The following is a 24676-nucleotide window of genomic DNA, read 5'->3' on the forward strand; positions in this document are numbered from 1 at the left end:
GAAATCCTAGTAACAGTCCCTGGCAGCGCGTTTGTGACCTACTCACGAGTCACTTTCTTGACATGCCGTGAGGAAGATCACCGCCTGGAAAGTCCAGTATTTCGAGCCGCCAGCAAACGTGAGGAAATCCTCATGATCCTGTGTCAGCCTTAACGTGCACGCCGGGCGCAGACATGCCGATTTCTTTCGGTTCCATGCACGACATGCGCCCCGGGCAGACCCACAATTCCCACCTCGCCGCAGAGGTGACCAGGAGAGGACGTACGCGTGACGATCGATGACACGACACCTACAGGAAACGGACGCGACTCGAAGGACGGACGCCGCGTCGGCGTCGACGGGGGAGCCTCCCGCACGAACAGCAAAGGTGCGCTCGTCGATTCACTGAACAACGGATTGCCGTACGCCCTTGCCTTCGGTGGACAGGGTGCTCCGTGGCTCAGCACGCTCGAGGAGCTCAGCCGCGACAACGGTCTCGAGCCACTTCTCACCGACTTGGTCAACGACGCAGCAGCGCGTCTCGCTCCGCTCGCCCAGGATCTCGTGGTGGTGCGCCCGATCGGATTCGATCCGGTCGCGTGGATTCTCGAAGCCGAGATCGTGGACGAAGAAGAAGGTGAGAAGCCGGCAGGTCCCTCTGCTGCAGCACTCACCGCAGCACCAGTTTCACTTCCCGGCGTCTTCCTCACGCAACTTGCGGCGTTGCGTGCGCTGACTACGCAGGGTCTCGATATTGCAGCACATCCGCCGGTGTCCGTCATCGGGCATTCGCAGGGTGTACTCGCGACCGCTGCCGTTGCAGCCGGTGGCAATGACGACGGCGAGCTTCTTGCCGTCGCTCAGCTCGTCGGCGCCGCAGCCAGCCTGGTCGGTCGTCGTCGTGGCATCATCGCGAGCGCATCGGGCAAGCCGATGGTCGCCGTCTCCAATGTCGACCCCGAGCGCCTCGCGGCGATCGTCGCCGAACTGGCCGAGACCACGACGGACGATCGCGCTGCGGTTCTGGCTATTCGCAACGGCCGTCGCCGCGTCGTCCTCGCGGGACCGCCCGCTCAGCTGGCCCGCGTGCAGGAACACTGCGAGCAGATCGAAGCGAACGAGGCCCGCGAGCGTGACGGCAAGAAGCGTGGCGGTTCGGTCTTCGCTCCGACCTTCGACGCACTCGACACCGAGATCGGTTTCCACCACCCGGCGCTCGCCGATGCAGTCGACCTGGTCGGCAGCTGGGCAGCGCGCTGCGGCCTCGACGTAGATCGCGCCAGTGCACTGGCACAGGCCATCCTGGTCGACCCGGTCAACTGGGTGCAGGCTGTTGACAGTGCGATCGATGCCGGCGCGCAGTGGATCCTCGATCTCGGACCCAGCGATCAGCTGACCCGTATGACGTCCTCCTCGCTGCGTGGCCAGGGTGTTGGCATCATCGCCGCATCGACCCGCGGCGGTCACCGCAACTTGCTCACTCCCGGTGCTGCGCCTGAGGTCTCACGTTCGTGGACCGAATTCGCGCCCAAGCCAGTGACGTTGCCGGGTGGACGCATCGGCGTCGAGACGGCCTTCACGAAGCTGACGGGTCGTTCGCCGATCCTGCTCGCAGGTATGACGCCGACCACGGTCGACGCCAAGATCGTTGCCGCTGCTGCAAACGCCGGTCACTGGGCCGAGCTCGCCGGTGGTGGACAGGTCACCGAAGAGATCTTCGAAGACCGTGTCGCAGAACTGAAGATGCTTCTCGAGCCGGGCCGCGCGGTCCAGTTCAACTCGCTGTTCCTCGACCCGTACCTGTGGAAGCTGCAGCTCGGTGGCAAGCGCCTCGTGCAGCGTGCCCGCACCGCCGGTGCCCCCATCGACGGCGTCATCGTCACCGCCGGTATCCCGGAACTCGAAGAGGCCGTTGCGCTTATCGAAGAGCTGTCCGAGATCGGCATCACCAACATCGCATTCAAGCCGGGCACGGTGGCGCAGATCCGCTCCGTGATCCGCATTGCCAACGAGGTTCCGAACTTCCCCGTCATCGTTCACATCGAAGGTGGGCGCGCCGGCGGACACCACTCGTGGGAGGACCTCGACGACCTGCTCCTCGATACGTACGCCGAGCTGCGTACGCGTTCGAACCTGATCATCTGCGTCGGCGGCGGCATCGGAACACCTGAGCGCGCAGCCGATTACCTGACCGGCCGTTGGTCGCTCGGAGCCGGCTTCCCGGCAATGCCCGTCGACGGCATCCTCGTCGGCACGGCAGCCATGGCGACGCTCGAGGCCACCACCTCTCCCGAGGTCAAGCAGCTTCTCGTCGACACACCCGGTACGCCGGACTGGGTCGGCGCCGGTACCGCTGAAGGCGGAATGGCTTCTGGCCGTAGCCAGCTCGGTGCAGACATCCACGAGATCGACAACGCTGCTTCGCGCACCGGACGCCTCCTCGACGAGGTTGCCGGCGACGCGGACGCCGTCGCCGAGCGCCGCGACGAGATCATTGCCGCACTCGACGTCACCGCCAAGCCGTACTTCGGCGACATCGAGACCATGACGTACGCGCAGTGGCTGCGTCGTTACCTCGAGCTGACCGTCGGTATCGACGCGGCCAAGGAATTCGACTGCGGCGCAGACCTGGCCGATGCGATCGCCGACGCAACCTCGAGCCCGTGGCTCGACATCACGTGGCGCGCCCGCTTCGGCGAGATGCTTCAGCGCACCGAGGCTCGTCTGCACCCCGTCGACCGTGGCCCCATCCCGACCCTGTTCGGTGACGCCGAGACCCTCGAGCGTCCCGAAGCTGCGATTTGCGCACTGCAGGCGTCGTACCCGGACTACGCGAGCACGGTTCTACATCCGGCCGACGTCTCGTTCTTCGTTTCTCTCTGCAAGACGCCGGGCAAGCCGGTCAACTTCGTTCCCGTCGTCGACGGTGACGTGCGCCGCTGGTGGCGCAGTGACTCCCTGTGGCAGGCACACGATCCGCGCTACACCGCCGATCAGGTCTGCGTCATCCCCGGCACCGTTGCCGTTGCGGGCATCACGCGTGTCGACGAGCCCGTCGGTGACCTGCTCGATCGTTTCGAGAAGGCCACGTACGACGAACTGGTTGCCGGCGGAACTACTCCGGTTACCCTCGCCAGCCGTCGCCACCAGGATTCCGCTCCTGGTCTGCTCGACGCCGTTCTGTCGGCACCGGATCTCCAGTGGGCCGGTCGCCTGACCCAGAACCCCGTGCGTCGTCTCGGCGATCTCGAGGAGTGGAGTGCCGCGTCTGCCGACAAGGCTGTTCACGCCTCGACCGGGTCGAGCCTGACGGTTGTCGACGACACTCACGTCCTGCTCTCGGTTCCGCTCGTGGCCGACAAGTCGGTCGACATCACGATCACCATCCCGGCATCCGTTGTCGACGGTGGCGCTCCGGTGGTCACCGAGGCCGATGCCGAAGCTGCGATGTCTGCACTGCTGGCAGTTGCTGCCGGACAGGAACTTCCGACCGTCAAGAACGGCACCGCTCGACTCAATGTCGCGTGGGTCCCTGACCGCATCGCCGATCACGCCGGAGTCACCGGTTCCGGTCTGCCCACCACACTCAGTGTCAGTGGCAAGGCTGTTCCGGACGTCGTCGTCGGAGCGTGCTGGCCCGCAGTGTTCGCCGTCCTCGGCGCAGCCAAGCTCGACAGTCTTTCGGTCATCGAAGGCATGCTCGACCTGGTCCACCTCGACCACACCGTCGACTTCGTCGGTGAGCTGCCTTCCGAGACAAGCATTCTCGTGGTTAACGCCGAGGTCGCCTCGGTTCTCGACACCGACCTCGGTCGTGTGGTCGAGGTCAAGGTCGAGGTCGGTGCCATGCTCGGCGAGGGCCTCGACGCTCCTGCCGTGGTCACCATGACCGAGCGCTTCGCCATCCGCGGACGCACCGGCGCAGGCGAACTCGCCGACCCGGCTCGCGCCGGTGGATCGATCAGCGATGCAGCTATCGACACGTCGCGTCGTCGTCGCCGTGACGCGAAGATCCTCGCACCGGTCAGCATGGGCGCCTTCGCTCAGGTTTCCGGCGATCACAACCCGATTCACACGTCCGACAACGCCGCTCTGCTGGCCGGTCTCGGATCCCCGATCGTGCACGGCATGTGGCTCTCGGCCGCAGCGCAGCAGGTTGTCACCGCGGTCGATCCCAGCGAGACACGCACCCCGCCGCGTCGCCTGACCGCGTGGACCGCTCGCTTCCTCGGAATGGTTCGCCCCGGTGCCGAGATCGACGTCCGCGTCGATCGTGTCGGTATCGATCAGGGTGCCGAGATCGTGGAGGTCGGTTGCCGCATCGACGGTGACCTCGTCATGGTCGCCACCGGACGCACCGCGGCGCCGAAGACGATCTACGCGTTCCCCGGCCAGGGCATCCAGCGTCCGGGCATGGGCCTCGACGCCCGCGCCCGCTCGAAGGCAGCGCGCGACGTCTGGGAGCGCGCCGACAAGCACACTCGCAAGGCGCTCGGATTCTCCATTCTTGCTGTGGTGCGCGACAACCCGGTCACCGTCAAGGCCCGCGGTGTCGAGCACAAGCACCCGGACGGTGTCCTGCACCTGACGCAGTTCACCCAGGTCGCGATGGCTGTTCTCGGTGTCGCCCAGGTTGCGGAACTGCGTGAGTCCGGAACCTTCATCGAAGGCTCGTTCCTCGCCGGTCACTCGGTCGGTGAGTACAACGCACTCGCCGCTGTTGCCGAGGTCTTCCCGCTCGAAGCACTCCTCGAAGTTGTCTTCCAGCGCGGCTCCGCGATGCACCAGTTGGTTCCCCGTGACGCAGCAGGCCGTTCGGACTACCGCATGGCTGCAATCCGTCCGTCGCAGATCGGTGTGTCCGACGACGACGTGCAGGCTTTTGTTGCCGGCGTTGCCGAGGCGTCCGGCGAGTTCCTCGAAATCGTCAACCTGAACCTGCGTGGCAGCCAGTACGCCATCGCCGGATCGGTTGCCGGCCTCGACGCGCTCGAGATCGAGATCGACCGTCTCCGTGCGGAGTTCGGTGGCAAGCGGGCCTATATCCAGGTTCCCGGCATCGACGTACCGTTCCACTCCACCGTCCTGCGCGGCGGCGTCGCGGACTTCCGTCGTTGCCTGCAGGACCTGCTCCCGCACGACATCGATCCGGACATCCTGATCGGCCGCTACATCCCGAACCTCGTTCCGAGGCTCTTCTCGCTGGACCGCGACTTCGTGCAGGAAATCGCCGACCTGGTGCCGTCCGAGCAGCTGCAGGAAGTCCTCGCGGACTTCGACGGCTACGCAACGCGCAGCCACGAGTTGTCCCGGATCATCCTGATCGAGCTTCTGGCTTGGCAGTTCGCCAGCCCGGTTCGCTGGATCGAGACCCAGGATCTGCTCTTCGGTGACGAGGCTGACGGTGGCCTCGGTGTCGAGCGCTTTGTCGAGGTCGGTCTCGGTGCTGCCCCGACCGTCGCGAACCTCGCGTCGCAGACACTCAAGCTGCCGGGCCGCTTCGGTTACCCGGTCGAGGTCCTCAACATCGAGCGCGAAGCTGCGATCGTCTACGGCACGGACGTCGATCCGGCCGTCGAGGACGACGACGTGGAAGCGCCCGCTGCTGCAGCTGCTCCGGCTGCTGCTGCCGCCGCACCGGTTGCTGCTGCACCGGCTGCACCCTCGGGTGGTCCGCGTCCGGACGACATCACCTTCAAGGCGCCGGACGCGACGAAGGTTCTGATCAGCCTGTGGACCAAGCTGCGTCCCGATCAGGTCGGCCCCGCCGACACGATCGAGGCTCTGTGCGACGGCGTGTCCTCACGTCGTAACCAGCTCCTGGTCGACCTCGGTTCCGAGCTGTCCCTCGGTGCCATCGACGGTGCGGCGGATGCCGACATGGGCTCGCTCGCAGCCACTGTCGACAAGCTGGCCCGTACCTACAAGCCGTTCGGACCGGTACTTTCCGATTCGATCAACGATCACCTGCGCAAGGTCTTCGGCCCCTCGGGCAAGCGTCCCGGCTACATCGCCGATCGCGTCAAGAAGGTCTGGGAACTCGGCGACGGTTGGGCGCACCACGTCACCGCGGCGGTAGCGCTTGGTACCCGTGACGGTGCCAGCATCCGCGGCGGCGACCTCGGCGGCTTGACCTCCGGCGCTCTGGCCGACGCAGCAGCAGTCGACGCAGTCATCGACAGCGCCGTTGCTTCGGTTGCGTCCGCTCGCGGCACCAGCGTTTCGCTGCCCGCAGCGGGTGGCGGCGGCGGTGGAACCGTCGACGCAGCTGCTCTGGGTGAGTTCACCGAGAACATCACGGGCCGCAACGGCGTTCTGGCTTCGGCCGCCCGCCTCGTGCTCGAGCAGCTCGGACTCAGCGAAGAGGCTCCGGCCGCGACGGTCGAGGACACCGAACTGGTCGACCTGGTCTCGGCCGAACTCGGCTCGGACTGGCCGCGCCTGGTTGCTCCGGCATTCGACGCTCAGAAGGCAGTGCTGCTCGACGACCGTTGGGCAAGTGCGCGTGAGGATCTCGCTCGCATCTGGCTCGGTTCCGAATCGTTGTCGGTGGAGAACTTCATCGGTGCCGGTTCCACTGTTGCCGCGCAGGCGAAGTGGTGGGCCACTCGCGCCACCGACGAAGGCCGCACCACGCTGGCCGAGGTCTACACCCGCATCGCCGATGCGGCCGTGACAGCAGAATCCGACGCACCCGAGTGGGCCGGCGAGGTCGCAGTCGTGACCGGCGCCAGCAAGGGATCGATCGCAGCAGGGGTCACGGGCAAGCTCCTGGCCGGTGGTGCAACGGTATTCGTCACCACGTCGCGTCTGGACAGCTCGCGTCTCGGCTTCTACCGCGACCTGTACCGCGAGAACGCTCGCGCCGGTGCTGCTCTCTGGGTGGTTCCCGCCAACATGGCGTCGTACACGGATGTCGACGCACTGATCGACTGGATCGGCAATGAGGCCACCGAAAATGCCGGTGGTGCAAAGAAGCTGATCAAGCCGGCCATGACGCCGACGATGCTCTTCCCGTTCGCGGCTCCTCGCGTCGCGGGTGAGCTTTCCGACGCCGGTGCCCGCGCCGAAATGGAAATGCGCGTGCTGCTGTGGTCGGTGGAGCGCCTGATCGGCGGTCTGTCGAAGATCGGTTACGACAGTGACGTCGACACGCACCTGCACGTCGTTCTTCCCGGTTCGCCGAACCGCGGAACGTTCGGTGGCGACGGTGCTTACGGTGAGGCCAAGGCTTCGCTGGTCGCCGTGGTCAACCGCTGGAAGGCCGAGCGCAACTGGGCCGAGCGAGTCACGTTGGCACACGCCGTCATCGGCTGGGTCCGTGGAACCGGTCTGATGGGCCACAACGATCCCATCGTCGACGCTGTCGAAGCCGCCGGTGTCCGCACCTGGTCCACCCAGGAAATGGCAACCGAACTGCTGAAGACGGCTTCCGCCGAGTCGCGTCGTAGCGCAGCGAAGGCTCCGCTCGAGATCGACTTGACCGGTGGACTTGCCGAGGCGAATCTCGACTTGGGCGCTCTGGCCAAGGAAGCTGCCGCGACGGCGGAGATCGCCGAGGCGGTCGACGAAGCAGTGGACGAGAACACCATCCTCGCGCTGTCCGCACCGGCCCGTATCGATAGCTCGATCAAGGCTCCGAGCTGGCCCGAACTCGATGTCACCCCCGCGGACCTCGTGGTCATCGTGGGCGCCGGAGAGCTCGGACCCTACGGTTCCTCGCGTACTCGCTTCGAGATGGAGGTCGACGAGCAGCTCTCTGCCGCAGGCGTTCTCGAATTGGCGTGGAACACCGGACTCATCGTCTGGGAGAACGACCCCAAGCCGGGTTGGTACGACGTCGAATCAGGCGATCTGGTGCCAGAGGCGGAAATCGCCGACAAGTACCACGACGCAGTCGTCGAGCGTTGCGGCATCCGTCGCTACGTCGACGAAGGCCAGATGATCGACAACACCGCGCCGCTGCTCACCTCCGTGTTCCTGGACAAGGATCTGAGCTTCGTGGTCGGCAGTGAGGCAGAGGCTCAGGCCTTCGTCGAATCCGATCCCGAGAACACCGTGGCCGCGGTGTCGGCCGAATCCGGTGACTGGACGGTCACGCGCCGCGCCGGCACCGAGATCCGTGTTCCGCGCAAGATGAAGCTGACCCGCAGTGTCGGCGGCCAGATTCCGACCAACTTCGACGTCACGAAGTGGGGCATTCCCGCCGACATGGCTGATTCGGTCGACCGCGTCGGACTCTGGAACATCGTCGCAACCGTGGACGCGTTCCTCACGGGCGGCTTCACCCCGAGCGAACTGCTGCGTTGGGTTCACCCGAGCCTGGTGGCGAACACGCAGGGCACCGGCATGGGCGGCATGACGTCCATGAGGAGCCTGTACATCGACACGCTGCTCGGCGAGAACCGCCCCAACGACATCCTGCAGGAAGCTCTGCCGAATGTTATTGCGGCGCACGTCGTTCAGTCCTACGTCGGTGGCTACGGCGCGATGGTTCACCCCGTCGCGGCTTGCGCCACGGCAGCGGTATCCGTCGAGGAAGGCGTCGACAAGATCCGGTTGGGCAAGGCCCAGTTGGTTGTTGCCGGTGGATTCGACGACCTGAGCGCGGAAGGCATCATCGGCTTCGGTGACATGTCGGCCACGGCCAAGACGTCGGACATGCACGCCAAGGGCATCGAGGATCGCCGCTTCTCGCGGGCCAACGATCGCAGGCGCGGCGGCTTCGTCGAGTCCGCCGGTGGTGGCACGATCCTGCTCGCTCGCGGTGACCTGGCACTGGAGATGGGCTTGCCCGTTCTCGGTGTTGTCGCATGGGCCGGATCGTTTGCAGACGGTGTCCACACGTCGATCCCGGCTCCGGGAATCGGTGCATTGGGTGCCGGACGTGGGGGAGCGGACTCGCAGCTTGCACTCTCGCTCAACGCTCTCGGCGTCAGCGCGGACGACATTGCGGTCATCTCCAAGCACGACACGTCCACCGCGGCAAACGATCCCAACGAGGCCGAGCTGCACGAGCGCCTCGCCGGGGCCCTCGGCCGCAGTGACGGTGCCCCGATGTTCGTGGTCTCGCAGAAGAGCCTGACCGGCCACGCCAAGGGCGGCGCAGCTGCCTTCCAGCTGATCGGTCTGTGCCAGGTGCTCAGCCAGGGCGTCATCCCGCCGAACCGCAGCCTCGATTGCGTCGACGACAAGATGGCCGAGTTCGAGCACCTCGTGTGGGCACGTCAGCCGCTCAAGTTCGGTGAGCAGCTTCCGCTGCGCGCCGGCCTGCTGACCAGCCTGGGCTTCGGTCACGTCTCCGGACTGATCGCCGTCGTTCACCCGCAAGCCTTTGTCGAGTCGGTACCGGCTGCCAAGCGTGAGGCGTACATCACGGCAGCGCAGCAGCGCACCATTGACGGTCAGCGTCGCCTCGCCAAGGCGATGTGCGGTGGCGACAGCCTGTACGAGCGTCCCGCCGATCGTCGTCTCGGCGCCGACGGAACGCCCGCGAAGGCGTCGCGTCAGCTCGAAGCAGACATGCTGCTGAGCGAGGATGCCCGACTCGGCGCAGATCAGGTGTACCGCTCGAATCTGCCTGGCTGCAAGTAGATAATCGCAGGATGGGAGTTCTGGGTATCGGTTTCGACCTCGTCACGGTGTCGGAGTTCGCCGAGCAACTGAAACGGCCGGGAACGGCCATGCTCGAGAACTTCACACCGGGCGAGCGTCGGGACTCCAATACTCGGAGTTCCGATCCCGCAAGACATTTCGCCGCCCGGTGGGCGGCGAAGGAAGCAGTGATCAAAGCGTGGTCCACTGCTCTCTTCGCCAGCCCACCGGTGCTGGGGGAGATGATCCACAATCAGATCGAAGTCGTCTCGGACGCGTGGGGGCGCCCCAGCATCAGATTGCGGGGCGACGTCGCGAAACACCTCACCGACGTGAAGATTCACATTTCACTGACGCACGACGGAGACATGGCCGGCGCATTTGCCGTCATCGAGTCGAACTGACGTCAGACCTGGTCGGCGTCCGTGCCCCGGCCCTTCAGGCGAGATTCCTTCTCCGCCACCAGCAGATACGCACCCATCAGGCGCTTGAGTTCCACTACGGCGTCGGCGTGGCTCTGGCCGTCCTGCACGGAGAAATTCAGCATCGAATACACCACGTGCACAAGCACTTCCGCCATCATCATGCGGCGATCCCGCGGTGAACGCGGGGTGAGTGGACCGAGCATCTTGGCGACGGTTTCCGCGAACTGCTTCTCGTGAATGACACCGGTCGCCCGCGTCGACGGTGTGGACTGCATGGCCAACCACACCTCGCGGCGCGACGGATCGGACGTCCAGAGTCCGGCCATGTGGTCGACAAAACTGTTGAGGAACCGCAGCCAATCGAGGGACGGCACTTCGCCGCCGAACTGCGCCAGCTCGTGCTGCACCCCCACGAGGTCCTGACGGTTCAATTCACACACGATGACGTACTTGTTGGCAAAGAACTGATACAGGGTCCCGATGGGCACGTCAGCGCGTGCCGCGACCTCTTCGCATGTGAACGATTCGAAACCGACGTCGGTGAGAAGTTCCCGGGAGGCGGCGAGTAGAGCATCGAATTTGCGCTGGCTTCGCTCCTGCGTCGGACGTTTGCGCGGGAGCAGTTCCTGAGGTGCGTCGCTCTGAGAATTTTCGAGTGCGGGGTCCGGCCGGCGTCGTACACGGTTGCGGGTGGATGGCTGCACAGAGTCGAGGTTATCGGCATCCGTCGCAGAATTTGGCACTTGTGGAATATCAGGGGTCACCGAAAGATCACCTGACCGACTGCTCGAAATCCGACGACGTTGCCACCCTTCGATACTAGGTGACCGAACGTGCGCTAGAGGAGAGGGTTGCTCCTCGGTGATTCGGGCACACTGGAGTCGGCGAGAAAAGGAGACCAAAATGGCCGAACAGTTGCGAGCCGCAGTACACGAGCTCATGCCCCGCGCCCACGAGGATCTGACGCGGCTGGTTGCGTTGCGGTCGGTCGCGGATGCACGGCAATTCCCGCCGGAAGAATGTGCGGCAGCTTCCGCATGGGTGGTGGAGGCGTTCCGCGACCAGGGATTCGTGGACATCGAGGCGGTGGAGACATCGGACGGTTCCGCTGCGGTGATCGGATATCGGCCTGGACCGCAAGATGCCCCGACAGTTCTCCTGTACTGCCACTACGACGTTCAACCACCCGGAGACGAAGAGCTTTGGAATTCGCCACCTTTCACGCTGACCGAACGCGGCGGACGGTGGTACGGGCGAGGTGCGTCGGATTGCAAGGGCAATCTCGTGATGCACCTGACCGCCCTCCGGGCCTTGGCCGCCGCAGGGATCGACCCCGCGGTCAATCTACGAATCGTTGCCGAGGGCTCGGAAGAAATGGGCACCGGGGGCCTCGAAGACCTGCTGCGCCTGCGCCCAGAACTGTTCGACGCCGACGTCATGCTGATCGCCGATACCGGCAACACTGCGGTGGGCGAACCCACGATCACGACGTCACTGCGCGGCATCGCGAATGTGGTCGTCCACGTCTCGGCACTCGAAGGCGAAGTGCACTCCGGTGTGTTCGGTGGCCCGGCACCCGACGCGATGACCGCATTGGTGCAGATGCTGGCAACGCTGCACGACGAACACGGCAACACCACCGTCGACGGCCTGGTGAACGATCAGCGCTGGGCTGGTGTCGAGTACGACGACAAACAATTCCGCGTCGACGCGGGAGTTCTCGACGGCGTCGATCTGGTCGGCTCCGGTTCGGTGGCCGACCAGGTGTGGGCTCGGCCGGCGCTCACGATCCTGGGAATCGACTGCCCGCCAGTGGTCGGCTCGGCCGCAGCGATCACGCCCCGTGCCTCTGCGCGACTGAACCTGCGAGTTCCACCCGGCACGAATCCGGCCGACGCCCAAGACATGTTGATCGGGCATCTTCTGGCCTGCGCGCCGTGGGGTGTGCAGGTGAGCGTGGAACCGGAGGCAACGGGAATGCCGTTCGGCGCTGCTACGGGTGGGCCGGGATTCAAACAGCTCACAGCGGCGCTGAGTGCGGCGTACAGCGCCGAAGTCGGATTCGCCGGACAGGGAGGCTCGATTCCCCTGTGCAGCGCGCTGGCGGAGCAGTTCCCCGACGCGGAGATCGCGTTGATCGGCGTCGAGGAACCGCAGTGCCGCATCCATGCCCCGAACGAGAGCGTCGACCCGTCGGAGATCGAGAATCTCGCGTACGCGGAAGCGCTGTTTCTGAGCCAGTTCGAATATGCCAGTTCGAATAGTTAGACGGACAGGTCGCGTCGCAACTTGGCGACGTGACCGGTGGCGCGGACGTTGTACTGCGCGACCTCGATCTTTCCCTCTTCGTCGACGAGGAAGGTGGATCGGATGACGCCCTGGACGGTTTTGCCGTACATCTTCTTCTCGCCGAATGCGCCCCAGGCTTCGAGCGTCGTCTTCTCCGGATCGGAGAGCAACGGGAAGGTCAGCTCCTCGTTGTCGCGGAACTTGGCGAGCTTGGCCGGCTTGTCCGGTGAGATGCCGATGACGTCCAGGCCCGCCCCGTTCAGTTCGGCGAGGTTGTCTCGGAAGTCGCACGCTTGCTTGGTGCAGCCCGGCGTGCTGGCAGCCGGGTAGAAGTACACGATGACCTTGCGGCCTCGGTAGTCGTGCAACGAAACTTCGTTGCCTTCGGCGTCGGGGAGCGTGAATTCCGGCGCGGTATCGCCGGCAGACAATCTACTGTTCTCGGTCACGGGAATCGAGGTTAGTCGAGAAATTGCGCGCCAGGTGGGCGCGCGAGCAATCTGCTCCTCTACGGTAGAACCAGGTGTCGACGCCTCGCGTCTGCACGGACGTAGCGGCAGAAGAACATCAAGCGACAGCACACAGACAAGTTGGAGGACACGTGCCCAGGGACACCGAGAGCATCGAGCGCGAGATCGAGAAGGCGCGTAACCAGCTCGCGAGCACACTCGACGAACTGACGGTACGTACCAACCCGAAGCGGCTGGTCGAGAACACCAAGAAGACGGTGCTCGCCAAGCTGAACGAGCCGAATGTGAAGTACGCGTTGATCGCCGTGGGATCCGTTGTCGGACTCCTGGTCATTCGCAAGATCATTCGCTGATCACCGCCACCGGACATGAAGAAGGCCCCCATCTCGATGAGATGGGGGCCTTCTTGCAAGTGCGCCCACAGGGACTCGAACCCCGGACCCAGTGATTAAGAGTCACTTGCTCTACCAACTGAGCTATAGGCGCTCGCTCTTGCGAGACAGAACATTAGCCGACAGCCTCAGCAGTTTGCAAAACGCGTCGTCGCAATCGTGACGGCAGTTACATCGCGCGTCTCTTTCAGGCCTGCGGCGGACGGGAACTCGTCCACCCGATCCGACCCTCGAGTTGCTGCGCGAGCGAGAGAATTGTCAGCTCGCCGTTCGGTCGCGACACCAGTTGGACGCTGAGGGGGAGCCCGGCGGAGGAAAATCCGGCAGGCACGGCCGCCGCCGGATTGCCGCACACATTCCAGATCGAGCAGTACGCCGCGATCGGCAAGGCTTTGCGGACGGCGGACAGCAGGCCGGTGCCTTCGAGTTGACCGATCCGCCGCGGTAACGCGGGTGTGGTTGGCGTCAGCACGATGTCGTACGTGTCGAAAACCTGGTTGACGGTGTGCGCGATCCGTTGGCCCCGCCGGTATGCGGACCTGCCGACGCGCCCCGGCGACGCGATCCTGCCGATCGACGACAGTGCGCGGGTTCGCTTTTCGAGGAGGTCCGGCCGGTCGACGCGTAAGGCCTCGTCGCGAACGCCGCCGAGTACCTGGGGCAGGAATGACGCTGTTGCATCGGGATAGTCGGGATCGTGTTCGTCGACGTGATGCCCCAACGCGCTCAACATTTCTGCGACGGCACGAACTCCGGCAACCACTTCGGGCGCCGGTGTGATGCCGCGCACAGGACAGCGGGTGGACACCGCGATGCGCAGGGATCCGGGTGGGCGTGCGGCGGCCTCGGTGAAGCTCCCCTCGAGTGGCTGAGCCCGGTAATCGTCCACCGCCGTAGTGCCGGTGATGGCGTCGTAGACGAGTGCGCTGTCCCGAACCGAACGCGTGAGCGGGCCGAGCGTCCCGAGACTGCGCCACAGGTTGCCGTTCGGTGCGGTGCTCACCCGTCCACGCTGCGCTTTCAGTCCGAACAATCCGCAGAACGCCGACGGAAGTCGGATGGAACCGCCGCCGTCGCCGCCGATTCCCGCGGCCACCATGCCCGACGCGACAGCCGCTGCCGTGCCGCCGCTCGATCCTCCCGTAGATACTGTTGTGTTCCAAGGATTTCGGGTGTACCCGTGTGCGGCTGTCTCGGTGAACGGCCAGATGCCGAACTCCGGCATCGTGGTTTTTCCGATGACGACTGCGCCGGCGTCGCGTAGGCGCCGGACTACCTCAGAGTCTTCTTTCGCGATTCGCGTAACGGCCGCGCCGCCGTACGTTGTCGGTGTTCCGGCTACGTCGTTCTCGTCCTTGATCGCGATGGGCACGCCGTGCAGTGGACCGACCGGGTCGCTGGAGGCCTGGCGCTCGTCGAGTCGGGTGGCTTCGGCGATTGCCTCGTCGGCGAGTACGCGGGTGAAGGCGTTGAGTGTGGGATTGAGGCGTTCGATCCGCCGAAGAGTCTGTTCGGTCAATTCACGAGCCGACAGTTGGCCGCTGCGGATCAGTTCGGCTTGACCGACGACGCCGGCAAATGCGACTTCCGAATCGGGCAGATCAGTCATGGCTCGCTCCATTGTGTCGGGTTCGCTGGAGTGTATTCGCCGTCGGACACAAAAAAGATCCCCACCTTGTTTCCAAGGTGGGGATCTTTGCAAGTGCGCCCACAGGGACTCGAACCCCGGACCCAGTGATTAAGAGTCACTTGCTCTACCAACTGAGCTATAGGCGCTCGCTCTTGCGAGACAGAACATTAGCCGAACCGTTCCGTCGGGAGCAAATCGCCTGGTGGGGCGTCGGCGGCCGGGCGATTTATGTGGCGTTGCCGGAAATCGGTAACATAACAAGCGGTACGAAACGATTGATACTTGAACGTTACTCTTCGACGGGGTTTCCATGACCGAGAGTAACGACTGCGCCTGGCATCATTGAGCTGGCGCAATTGCTGGTCGTTAACATGTGAAGCGGAGTCGAACAAATGAGTCGTCAGTGGTGGGGCCTATCCGTGCGTGGGGGGACAGGCCGAGTCTCGAGGGGCGCCGCAATGGCTGCCGTGTCGTTGGGTGCGTTGGTTCTGGTGACCGCGTGCACGTCCAGTGGGGCTGCCGTGAACACCGAGGGTGCCGCGCCGATCGACTCCAATCCTCTGACTGAGCTCATCAAGCCTAAAGTCACCGCCACCGTCGCTGACGGCGCAATCGGTTTCTCTCCGGGAGATCCGGTCCGCATCGACGTCGCCGACGGCACCCTGTCCGACGTTCGGATGGTCAACGCCGAGGGTAAGACGGTTGCCGGCGCGATTGCAGTCGACGGAGCGTCGTGGGTGACCGCTGAACCCCTGGGCTACAACCGCAAGTACAAGATCGAGGCCCAGGCTTACGGTTTGGGCGGCGCCAGCACCACGGTGACGTCGTTCACGACCAGTGCGCCCGGCAACCTCACCAAGCCGTACGTGATGCCGGGCGAGGGTTCGGTGGTCGGTATCGGCCAGCCGATCGCCGTGCAGTTCGACGAGAACATTCCCGATCGCAAGGCTGCCGAAGAGTCCATCACCGTCACGACGACCCCGGCCGTCGAAGGTGCTTTCTACTGGGTCAACAACCGTGAGGTGCGGTGGCGTCCGGAGGAATACTGGGCGCCGGGCACCAAGGTCGACGTCAAGGTCAACGTCTACGGACGCGATCTGGGCAAGGGCGTCTTCGGTCAGGAGGACGCCACGACGTCCTTCGACATCGGTGATTCCGTGATCGCGATTGCCGACGACAACACGAAGCAGGTCACTTTCCAGGTCAACGGCGAGACTGTCATGACCATGCCCACGTCGATGGGTAAGGACAGCACCCCCACCGACAATGGTGTCTACATCATCGGCGACCGGTTCGCGAACATGGTCATGGACTCCTCGACGTACGGAGTGCCTGTCACGTCGTCCGACGGATACAAGACTCCGGTCGACTGGGCGACACGAATGTCCTACAGCGGCATCTTCTTCCATTCGGCGCCGTGGTCCGTCGGGCAGCAGGGTTACTCCAACACCAGCCACGGCTGCCTCAACCTGAGCCCCGCCAACGCCAAGTGGGTATACGACAACACCAAGCGCGGCGACATCGTCATCGTGAAGAACACTGTCGGTGGCACGCTCTCGGGTACCGACGGCCTCGGGGACTGGAACATCCCGTGGAACGTGTGGAAGGCCGGTAACGCGGACGTCTGAGTGCGTCCCTGAATCAATACGAATGCCCCCAGCTGATCGGCTGGGGGCATTCGTATTTTCACAACCACATGCGGTGTTGCACAACCAAAAGAACCCCCGGAAATATCTTTCGACATTTCCGGGGGTTCCCTTTGGGTGAGCGACGGGACTCGAACCCGCGACAGCCAGGATCACAACCTGGTGCTCTACCAACTGAACTACGCCCACCATTGCCTCGGCGACCGGTTTGACCCGGTTGCTTTGACGTAGAAGATACTAGCCTGAAAGTTGGCCAGGATGCCAATCGGCAGGTCAGGCAGGCCCGAGGCCCTCTACGACGGCTGCGATCTCTGCGCTGGACGGTCCGGGCGCGGGGACAAATGCGGTGCCGCGGTAGTACTTGAGTTCGCGGATGGATTCCTTGATGTCGGCCAGGGCGCGGTGCGCGAGGCCCTTTTCGGGCTGGCCGAAGTAGATCCGCGGGTACCAGCGACGCGAGAGTTCCTTGATGGAACTGACGTCGATCATCCGGTAGTGCAGGTAAGTGTCCAGGGCGCTCATGTCCCGCGAGATGAATCCGCGGTCGGTGGCGATGGAATTGCCGGCCAGGGGAGCAGTGCCGGCGACGGGAACGTGCTCACGGATATAGGCGAGCACCTCTTTCTCCGCTTCGGCGAGGGTGACCGTCGACTTGCGAACTTCTTCGGTCAGACCTGATTTGGCGTGCATCTTCTTCACGACGTCCGGCATGGCGGCCAATGCGTCGTCGTCGGCGTGGATGACGATGTCCACGCCTTCGCCCAAGATGTTCAATTCGCTGTCGGTTACCAGAGCCGCAATCTCGATGAGTTTGTCCGACTCCAGCCGCAGCCCGGTCATTTCACAATCGATCCATACCAATTTGTCCTGCACCAGGAACACAGTAGTAGGCGCGGCCGGAAGGATAAGGTCTGCGGTGACAGTCGACGCGCGTAATTCTTCTTTTGTAGTGCAAATGAGGAGGGCCTTGTATGACCGTGGATCCCAAGGACAGTGCTGTTTCGCTCACGCCGGCCGAGAAGGCGAAAGTGGCCAAGGCGGCCGCTGCCGAAGCTGCTCGGGTTGCTGCCGAGGCCGCACAAGCCGCCGAGGATGCCGAGCGTGAGGCCCTAGCTGCGGAGAGTGCTGCTGCGGAGGGCACGGAGACGCAGTCCGCTCCGTCCGGTGCCGCTGTCGAGATCGCTACGGGCTATGCGTCGGAGGGGCAGGCACTGGAGCTGGGGTCGATCGTTGTCGACGGAGTTGCCGATCCCGCCGCCCGGGTGCGCATTCCCTTGGCCACCGTGAACCGTCACGGCTTGATTGCCGGTGCAACCGGTACGGGTAAGACGAAGACATTGCAGGGCATCGCGGAACAACTCTCAGCAGCGGGTGTGCCCGTCGTGATGGCGGATGTGAAGGGTGATCTCTCGGGATTGTCGAAAGCCGGTGAGAGCAACGACAAGATCACGGCCCGCGCTGTCGAGACGGGCGACGACAACTGGACTCCGTCCGGGATGCCCGTCGAATTCCTGTCGCTGGGAACCGGCGGTATCGGGATTCCGGTCCGCGCCACGATCACCAGTTTCGGGCCGATCCTGCTCAGTAAGGTTTTGGGCCTCAACGAGACTCAGGAGTCCACGCTGGGATTGATTTTCCACTGGGCGGACATTCAGGGTCTTGCGTTGTTGGATCTCAAGGACTTGCGTTCCGTCATTGCGCATCTCACCAGTGCCGAAGGCAAAGCAGATCTGAAGGGGATCGGCGGCGTATCCACGGCTACGGCCGGGGTCATCCTGCGCGCTTTGGTCAATCTCGAGGCTGACGGCGGCGACACCTTCTTCGGTGAACCGGAACTCGAAACCGAGGATCTGCTGCGGGTAGTCGGTGGCGCCGGCGTCATCACACTCTTCGAACTCGGCGCGCAGGCCGCGCGGCCTGCGATGTTCTCCACCTTCCTGATGTGGGTACTGGCAGACCTGTTCCAGACCCTGCCGGAGGAAGGGGACTTGGAGAAACCCAAGTTGGTGTTCATCTTCGATGAGGCCCATCTCTTGTTCGCCGACGCGTCGAAGGCCTTTCTCCAGCAGGTCGAGCAGACCGTGAAGCTGATTCGTTCCAAGGGCGTCGGCGTGTTCTTCTGCACGCAGTTGCCCACCGATATCCCCAATTCTGTTCTGTCGCAGCTGGGTGCGCGGGTGCAGCATGCTTTGCGCGCGTTCACTCCGGACGATCAGAAGGCGCTCAACAAGACGGTTCGCACCTACCCGAAGACGGAGCATTACGACCTGGAGAAGGCTCTCACATCGTTGGGAACCGGTGAGGCTATCGTTACCGTCCTCTCGGAGAAGGGGGCGCCGACGCCGGTGGCCTGGACCAAGATTCGTCCACCCCGCTCCTTGATGGACACGATCGGCAACGACGCCATCAAGGCTGCGGCCGCGTCGAGTCCGCTCTACCAGAAGTACGGCCAGACCATCGATCGTGAATCGGCGTACGAGAAACTGACAGCGAAGGTGGCCGGGGCACCCACGGCAGACCCGTCGCTGGATCTGCCGCCGCTACCGGATCTGTCGCAGCTTCCGCCGCCTCCACCTGTCGAGCCGGATGGACCCAACATTGCCGAGCAGATTCTCGGCAATTCCGCCGTCAAGAGTTTCCTCAAATCGGCGGCATCTGCTGCCGGCCGGGAGATCTCACGAAGCATTTTCGGGACCGGAAGCCGCCGCAGGCGCTGAAAATTCGACGCCCGCGAGTTCAGATACCGACCTCGCGGGCGAGCAGGTCGTTGATCGATTCGCGTCGGATCAGTGGTCGTGCGACGCCGCCGTGTACGGCAATCACCGGCGGCCGGCACACGCTGTTGTATGTGGACGCCATGCTGTGGTGATAGGCGCCGGTGCACGGCACTCCCAACAGATCACCTTCGTGGAGATCTGCGGGAAGTTGTATGCCGACGGAAATTTCGTCTCCCGATTCGCAGTGCCGCCCCACGACGGTCACTTCCTCGAGCGGTGCATTCGAATGTCGGTTGACCAATTCGACGTCGTAGCGGCTGTTGTACAACGACACTCGCGGATTGTCGCTCATACCACCGTCGACGGAGACGAATGTTCTTCCGCCGCTGACGGTTTTGATGTTCGCCACGCGGTACAGGGTGACCCCGGCCCGCGCAGCGATGGCCCGGCCGGGTTCGAGCACGATTTCGGGTCGGGGGAAGCGATTTCGGGTGCAGGCGTCGTCGAGTGATTCGTCGACAACGATTGCCAGTCGAGTCAGGTCGAGTTGTGCGTCGCCCGGGATGTACGCGATTCCGTGTCCACCGCCGAGGTCGAGTTCGGTGAGGATGATCCCGTGTGTGCGACGAATGTCGTCCATCTGGGCGATCATCGTGCCTATCGCCGGGCGGAAGTGTTCGGGATCGGTGATCTGCGAGCCGAGATGGCAGTGCAGGCCGATTAGTTCGAGGTGGGGTGCTGCGCTGACGGCGGCGACCGCACGATCCAATTCCTCGGAGAATGCCGGCAGGCCGAACTTCTGGTCGACGACGCCGGTGGTTACCGCCTTGTGCCCGTGAATGTCGACACCGGGTGTGACTCGGATCAGCACTTTCTGTTCCCGCGTGCATACCGATGCCAGCCGTAGTGCTTCGCTGTGGGAGTCGAGAACTATCCGGCCGACACCGGCGTTGGCGGCTGCTCTGAGCTCGGAGACAGACTTTGCATTGCCGTGCAGGATGATTCGCGCCGGGTCCATGCCTGCCGTCAGTGCAATGGTGAGTTCCCCGGCAGAGCAGACATCCACGCCCAGTCCCTCTTCGGAGACCCATTTTGCCATCGCCCGAATCATGAGTGCCTTGCCCGCGTACACGATTTCCGCGTCGGGGAAGATCTCCCGGTACATCCGGCAGCGGTGGCGCACATCCGCCTCGTCGACGACATAGGTGGGAGTTCCGTACTGGTCGGCGATCTCGTCGAGGGACACGTCGCCGATGCAGATGCGGCCGCTCTGATCGTGATGAGTGCTGATGGGCCACAAGGCCGGATCCAAGCGCGGTGTCATTGCGCTGCGTAGGGACGGGAAGATATCGAGAAGCGTCACGTCGATCTCCTGAAAGTGACCCGCTCGGTGCGGGGCTACCTTCAGGATTACTCCGAAACGGCTCCGGTGGACCTCGTCTTGACGGGTACTTGACGGGGAAGCGGCTGAGTTTGACGGCGTTCTTCTATGCCCGCCGTCTCCGCTTCCAACCGAACCAACCCAGCCCGGCGAGCACTGCCACCACTGCGACACCTCCAACAACAGCAGCAGTCTTGTCGACATACACCGCAACGGACGGCGTTCCGCCGGTTTCCGGCACATATCCGGCGCCGTAGACCGCTTCGACGGTCTTCTGGACGTCGAAATCGGTTCCGGTATAAGGCCCGCAGCTGTGTCCCTCGAATTCGGCGTCGACGTCGTAGGGCGCCGAGAGGAACATCAATTGCTCGGTTCCGACTACGTAGCTTGTGCCACAACCATTCCCGTTGGCGAGTGTTCCCACCGACGTCACCGAGGCGACATCGCCTTTGTAGACGCGACTGACGTCGAAGAGATAGGTGTCTTCGAACCCGTCCGAGGTTTTCTCCGTCGGAGTCCCGAGGAAAATGGTGCTCGAAACGCTCACTGCTTCCTCTGGGGTTGCGAAGGACATGCACGAGCACGCATTCGCTGTTGTAGGTAGCAGTAGGGGCAACCCTCCGGTCATGAGAAGGATTGCCCCTACTGCCAGTGCTCGCTGAGAGACCATTTACAGACTATATGGTCTGATATGGCCGGGAGTGAGAAATTCGGCTAATTCAGCCGCCGAGCTTCTTGTAGAACGTGCCCACGATCGGCGCGACCACGGCGCGCGGGGTGTAACCGCCGGCAACCGACATCGCTTTACTCAAGATGCCAGGGACGACGCGCATCTTGTTCTCGGCCAGGCCGTCGAGTGAGACCTTGGCGGTGTACTCGCTCGAGATCCAGAAGAAGTCCGGGACCAGCTTGTCGACGATGGAGGCCTCGGCCGGGTCCGGGGTCTCGGTGCGAACCGGACCGGGGGCGAGGAGCGTGACATTGACCCCGGTGCCCTTGAGTTCGCCGCGCAGGGATTCCGCGAACGTGTTCACGAAGGCCTTGGTGGCGGCGTAGGTCGCATTGTTGGGGATCGGCATGTTGCCTGCGGCTGATCCGACCATCAAGATGCCGCCGGACTTGCGTTCGATCATGCCGGGCAGCACGGCCAGGGTCAGGTCGTGAACTGCGACGGCGTTGAGTTCGACCTGGGCGCGCTCGTAGCTCGGATCGAGCTCCGCCACCGGACCGAAGGTGGCGATACCGGCGTTATTGCACAGGATGCTGATGTCGCGGGTGCCCAGTTCCTCGACCAGGACGGCGCGTGCCGCACTGTCCGAGAGATCGCAGGCGCGGACTTCGACGTCGACGCCGTGCTTGGCGCGAAGTGTCTCGGCGAGACCTTCCATGACGTCGCCGCGTCGCGCGACCAGGATCAGGGAGTGTCCGCGTGAGGCCAGATCAGTGGCCAGTGCCTCTCCGATTCCGGAGGAGGCGCCGGTCACGACGGCGCGGGATGTGGTGGTGGGTGTCGGCAGGCTCACGATCAGTCAGCGTAGCCGGTCAAATCGTCGCGGCTAGTCGTGTGCCCTGTTCGATGGCGCGTTTTGCATCGAGTTCACCGGCTACGTCCGCGCCGCCGATGATGTGGGTCACGACGCCGGCAACGGTTAGTTCGTCGACGATATCGCGCACCGATTCCTGTCCCGCGCAGATTACGATCGTGTCGACTTCGAGAAGGCGAGGCCTCTCGTGCTTCTCGCCGAAGGTGATGTGCAGGCCGGCGTCGTCGATCCGTTCGTAGTTCACGCCGGAGAGTTCATGCACACCTTTGTTCTTCAGCGCAGCGCGATGGACCCAGCCGGTGGTCTTGCCGAGGCCGGCGCCGATGCGTCCGGGCTTGCGCTGCAGGAGGTAGACCTCACGCTCGGAGAGTTCGGGGACGGGGGTGGTGAGCGCTCCCGGTGCCATCTCGGGTTCCGTGACGCCCCACTCCTGCTTCCATTCCTTCAAGTGCAGAGTGGGTGATGTTGGGTGAGTGAGGAATTCGCTGACATCGACGCCGATACCGCCGGCACCGATCACGGCGACGGTCTTGCCCACTGGCTTACCCTCGCGGACTACCTCGGCATAGGTGAGAACTTTCGGGTTTTCGATGCCGGGGATGTTCGGGACACGTGGCGTCACGCCGGTCGCTACCACTACCTCGTCGAATGTTCCGATGAGATCGGCTGGAGTGACTCGCGTTTCAAGCTTGACGTCGACTCCGGCGAGTTCCAATTGCCTGGTGTAGTACCGGATCGTTTCGGTGAATTCTTCCTTGCCGGGAATCAACTGCGCAATCCCGAACTGTCCGCCGATTTTGTCCGACGCCTCGAACAGTGTGACCGAATGACCACGTTCGGCAAGGTTGAGTGCTGCGGACAGCCCGGCCGGGCCGGCGCCGACGACGGCGAGGTTCTTGCTGCGACGGGTGGGGGAGAGGACGAGCGTCGTCTCACGTCCGGCGCGTGGGTTGAGGAGGCAGGACACATGTTTGCGAACAAATGCGTGGTCGAGGCAAGCCTGGTTGCACGCGATGCAGGTGTTGATTTCATCGGATGCGCCCCGTTGAGCTTTGTTTGCCCAGTCGGGATCGGCGAGCATCGGGCGGGCCATGGAGATCAGTTGCGCGTCGCCGCGGGTGAGAATTTCCTCAGCGGTCTCGGGCATGTTGATGCGGTTGGATGCAACAACCGGAATGCTGACGTGCTTTTCGAGTTTGCCGGTGATATCGACAAAAGCGGCGCGGGGTACCGAGGTCACGATGGTGGGTACCCGCGACTCGTGCCACCCGATGTCGGTGTTGATGATCGTGGCACCAGCGGCCTCGATTTCCTGTGCCAGAGTGACGATTTCATCCCAGGTCTGGCCGCCCTCGACAAGATCGGCCATCGACAGCCGGAATACGACGATGAAGTTCGGGCCGACGGCGCGGCGGGTTCGCTTGACGATCTCGACGGCCATGCGTCGACGGTTCTCGGAGCTACCGCCCCATTGATCTTTACGCTTGTTCGTGCGCTCGCACAGGAATTGGTTGATGAAATAGCCTTCACCGCCCATGATTTCGACGCCGTCGTAGCCGGCGGATTGAGCGAGCTCGGCGCAGCGGACGTAGTTGCGGATCTGCCAGCGCACTCCGCGATCGGTGAGCTTGCGCGGCCGGAACGGATTGATCGGCGCTTTGATCGACGACGCAGACACACTGAACGGTTGGTAGCTGTACCGGCCGGCGTGCAGGATCTGCATCGCGATCTTTCCACCGGCGTCGTGCACCGCCGTGGTGATTCGGCGATGGCGGCGCGCTTCGATCTTGTTGGTCAGCTTGGCGCCGAAAGGAAGGAGCCAGCCGGTGCGGTTGGGGGCGTAGCCGCCGGTGACGATCAATCCGACTCCGCCGCGGGCGCGTTCGGCAAAATACTCGGCGAGTTTGTCGGTGTCCTTGGCGCGGTCTTCGAGGCCGGTGTGGATCGAACCCATGACAATACGGTTCTTCAGTGTGGTGAACCCGAGGTCGAGGGGTGAGAACAGGAGGGGAAACTGCGGAGTCGTCATGGCTGCTGGTGTCCTTCCGAGCTGTCGTCGAGGCCGGGGAGCGCGTCCAGGATCTCTTGGCACCAGTCGACAAAGCCCTCTTCGACGCGGATGCCGCCGCGCAGAACGAGGTACTGGTGCAGGGGTGATCCGGATAGCGCTGCGGGATTGGGGAAGTCGCGTTTCTCGATGAGTCGGTAGACGTCGAGCCGGGAAGCGTGGCCGTCGCGGTGGCGAGCGACCTCGCCTCGAAGGGCGGGGATGTCTGCAGTACCGGCGGCGCGGATCTTCACGGCCAGTTCGTTACGCAGATGGCTGGGTTCGGACGGTTCGGCTATCCAGCGCGTCAGTTCCGCGCGGCCGGCCTTGCTGACCCGATACACCTTTTTGTCCGGGCGCCCGTCTTGAGCGACGGTTTCCACCTCGACCCAACCGGCGTCGTCCATCCGCTTGAGGATTCGGTAGATCTGCTGGTGGGTTGCGCTGTGGAAGAACCCGATCGACTTGTCGAATCGACGGGTCAGGTCGTAGCCCGACGCCTCCTGCTCGGTCAGCGAGGTGAGGAGCGCGTGTTCGAGTGCCATGAGTGAAGTATGTATGC

General features: G+C 63.8%; 15 protein-coding genes and 3 tRNA genes. 6 read left to right on the plus strand and 12 right to left on the minus strand.

All coding sequences use genetic code 11. The features are described from left to right. Positions 1-267: 267 nt before the first annotated feature. Both FFI94_RS09740 and FFI94_RS09745 read left to right on the plus strand, forming a co-directional pair. On the plus strand, positions 268-9573 hold the full coding sequence (locus FFI94_RS09740) for a type I polyketide synthase (protein WP_138872781.1): 9306 nt from the start codon (positions 268-270) through the stop codon (positions 9571-9573). Between the two features lie 11 nt (positions 9574-9584). Beyond that, a complete protein-coding gene (locus FFI94_RS09745) occupies positions 9585-9977 on the plus strand; it encodes a holo-ACP synthase (RefSeq protein WP_138872782.1) in 393 nt (130 codons plus the stop codon). Positions 9978-9979: 2 nt separating this feature from the next. On the opposite strand, the gene FFI94_RS09750 is transcribed toward FFI94_RS09745, so the two are convergent. Further along, a complete protein-coding gene (locus FFI94_RS09750) occupies positions 9980-10702 on the minus strand; it encodes a TetR family transcriptional regulator (RefSeq protein WP_138872783.1) in 723 nt (240 codons plus the stop codon). Between the two features lie 199 nt (positions 10703-10901). On the opposite strand from FFI94_RS09750, the gene FFI94_RS09755 reads away from it, so the two are divergent. After that, positions 10902-12266, plus strand: coding sequence for a dipeptidase (locus FFI94_RS09755; protein WP_138872784.1), 1365 nt, complete (start codon positions 10902-10904; stop codon positions 12264-12266). On the opposite strand, the gene bcp is transcribed toward FFI94_RS09755, so the two are convergent. Continuing rightward, positions 12263-12736 (minus strand): thioredoxin-dependent thiol peroxidase, encoded by a 474-nt coding sequence (bcp, locus tag FFI94_RS09760; protein ID WP_138872785.1) that lies wholly within the window; start codon positions 12734-12736, stop codon positions 12263-12265. The genes FFI94_RS09755 and bcp overlap by 4 nt on opposite strands. A gap of 152 nt (positions 12737-12888) precedes the next feature. On the opposite strand from bcp, the gene FFI94_RS09765 reads away from it, so the two are divergent. Continuing rightward, positions 12889-13110 (plus strand): DUF3618 domain-containing protein, encoded by a 222-nt coding sequence (locus FFI94_RS09765; RefSeq protein WP_033232750.1) that lies wholly within the window; start codon positions 12889-12891, stop codon positions 13108-13110. A 60-nt stretch (positions 13111-13170) separates the two neighbouring features. On the opposite strand, the gene FFI94_RS09770 is transcribed toward FFI94_RS09765, so the two are convergent. The 3 genes from FFI94_RS09770 to FFI94_RS09780 form a co-directional block, all read right to left on the minus strand. Beyond that, positions 13171-13243: transfer RNA gene (locus tag FFI94_RS09770), tRNA-Lys, on the minus strand. Between the two features lie 93 nt (positions 13244-13336). Further along, positions 13337-14758, minus strand: a complete 1422-nt coding sequence (locus FFI94_RS09775) for an amidase (RefSeq protein WP_138872786.1) — start codon at positions 14756-14758, stop codon at positions 13337-13339. A 94-nt stretch (positions 14759-14852) separates the two neighbouring features. After that, positions 14853-14925: transfer RNA gene (locus FFI94_RS09780), tRNA-Lys, on the minus strand. 312 nt (positions 14926-15237) lie between these two features. On the opposite strand from FFI94_RS09780, the gene FFI94_RS09785 reads away from it, so the two are divergent. Then, complete coding sequence (locus FFI94_RS09785; RefSeq protein ID WP_185993169.1) at positions 15238-16407, plus strand: Ig-like domain-containing protein; 1170 nt, start codon at positions 15238-15240, stop codon at positions 16405-16407. A gap of 134 nt (positions 16408-16541) precedes the next feature. Here FFI94_RS09785 and FFI94_RS09790 read toward each other — a convergent pair. Beyond that, positions 16542-16614: transfer RNA gene (locus FFI94_RS09790), tRNA-His, on the minus strand. A gap of 84 nt (positions 16615-16698) precedes the next feature. Then, the gene (orn, locus tag FFI94_RS09795) at positions 16699-17298 is read right to left on the minus strand and encodes an oligoribonuclease (RefSeq protein ID WP_138872787.1); all 600 of its coding nucleotides are present in this window, start codon (positions 17296-17298) and stop codon (positions 16699-16701) included. 98 nt (positions 17299-17396) lie between these two features. Between orn and FFI94_RS09800 the strand changes: the two genes are divergently transcribed. Then, positions 17397-19142, plus strand: a complete 1746-nt coding sequence (locus FFI94_RS09800) for a helicase HerA-like domain-containing protein (RefSeq protein ID WP_138872788.1) — start codon at positions 17397-17399, stop codon at positions 19140-19142. 19 nt (positions 19143-19161) lie between these two features. Here FFI94_RS09800 and lysA read toward each other — a convergent pair whose 3' ends face one another. The 5 genes from lysA to FFI94_RS09825 all read right to left on the minus strand — a co-directional run bounded on the left by lysA (position 19162) and on the right by FFI94_RS09825 (position 24659). Then, positions 19162-20505 carry a diaminopimelate decarboxylase gene (gene lysA, locus FFI94_RS09805; protein ID WP_138872789.1) on the minus strand — a complete coding sequence of 448 codons (1344 nt, stop codon included), beginning with the start codon at positions 20503-20505 and terminating at the stop codon, positions 19162-19164. Positions 20506-20629: 124 nt separating this feature from the next. Then, complete coding sequence (locus tag FFI94_RS09810; RefSeq protein ID WP_138873700.1) at positions 20630-21070, minus strand: hypothetical protein; 441 nt, start codon at positions 21068-21070, stop codon at positions 20630-20632. A 172-nt stretch (positions 21071-21242) separates the two neighbouring features. After that, positions 21243-22046, minus strand: a complete 804-nt coding sequence (gene cmrA, locus FFI94_RS09815; RefSeq protein ID WP_138872790.1) for a mycolate reductase — start codon at positions 22044-22046, stop codon at positions 21243-21245. Positions 22047-22065: 19 nt separating this feature from the next. Beyond that, positions 22066-24096: an NADPH-dependent 2,4-dienoyl-CoA reductase gene (locus FFI94_RS09820; RefSeq protein ID WP_138872791.1), complete on the minus strand. Its 2031-nt coding sequence runs from the start codon at positions 24094-24096 to the stop codon at positions 22066-22068. Continuing rightward, entirely contained in the window at positions 24093-24659 is a 567-nt protein-coding gene (locus FFI94_RS09825; protein ID WP_138872792.1) for a PadR family transcriptional regulator, read from the minus strand. Before FFI94_RS09825 ends, FFI94_RS09820 begins: the two co-directional genes overlap by 4 nt. Positions 24660-24676: the final 17 nt, after the last annotated feature.

It is taken from the genome of Rhodococcus sp. KBS0724, assembly GCF_005938745.2.
GTDB lineage: Bacteria > Actinomycetota > Actinomycetes > Mycobacteriales > Mycobacteriaceae > Rhodococcus_F.

Coding starts and splice junctions, on each gene's coding strand:
- FFI94_RS09825 (WP_138872792.1), bottom strand. CDS start 24,659: ATGGCACTCGAACACGCGCTCCTCACCTCGCTGACCGAGCAGGAGGCG.
- FFI94_RS09775 (WP_138872786.1), bottom strand. CDS start 14,758: ATGACTGATCTGCCCGATTCGGAAGTCGCATTTGCCGGCGTCGTCGGT.
- FFI94_RS09755 (WP_138872784.1), top strand. CDS start 10,902: ATGGCCGAACAGTTGCGAGCCGCAGTACACGAGCTCATGCCCCGCGCC.
- FFI94_RS09785 (WP_185993169.1), top strand. CDS start 15,238: ATGGCTGCCGTGTCGTTGGGTGCGTTGGTTCTGGTGACCGCGTGCACG.
- FFI94_RS09745 (WP_138872782.1), top strand. CDS start 9,585: ATGGGAGTTCTGGGTATCGGTTTCGACCTCGTCACGGTGTCGGAGTTC.
- FFI94_RS09820 (WP_138872791.1), bottom strand. CDS start 24,096: ATGACGACTCCGCAGTTTCCCCTCCTGTTCTCACCCCTCGACCTCGGG.
- FFI94_RS09800 (WP_138872788.1), top strand. CDS start 17,397: ATGACCGTGGATCCCAAGGACAGTGCTGTTTCGCTCACGCCGGCCGAG.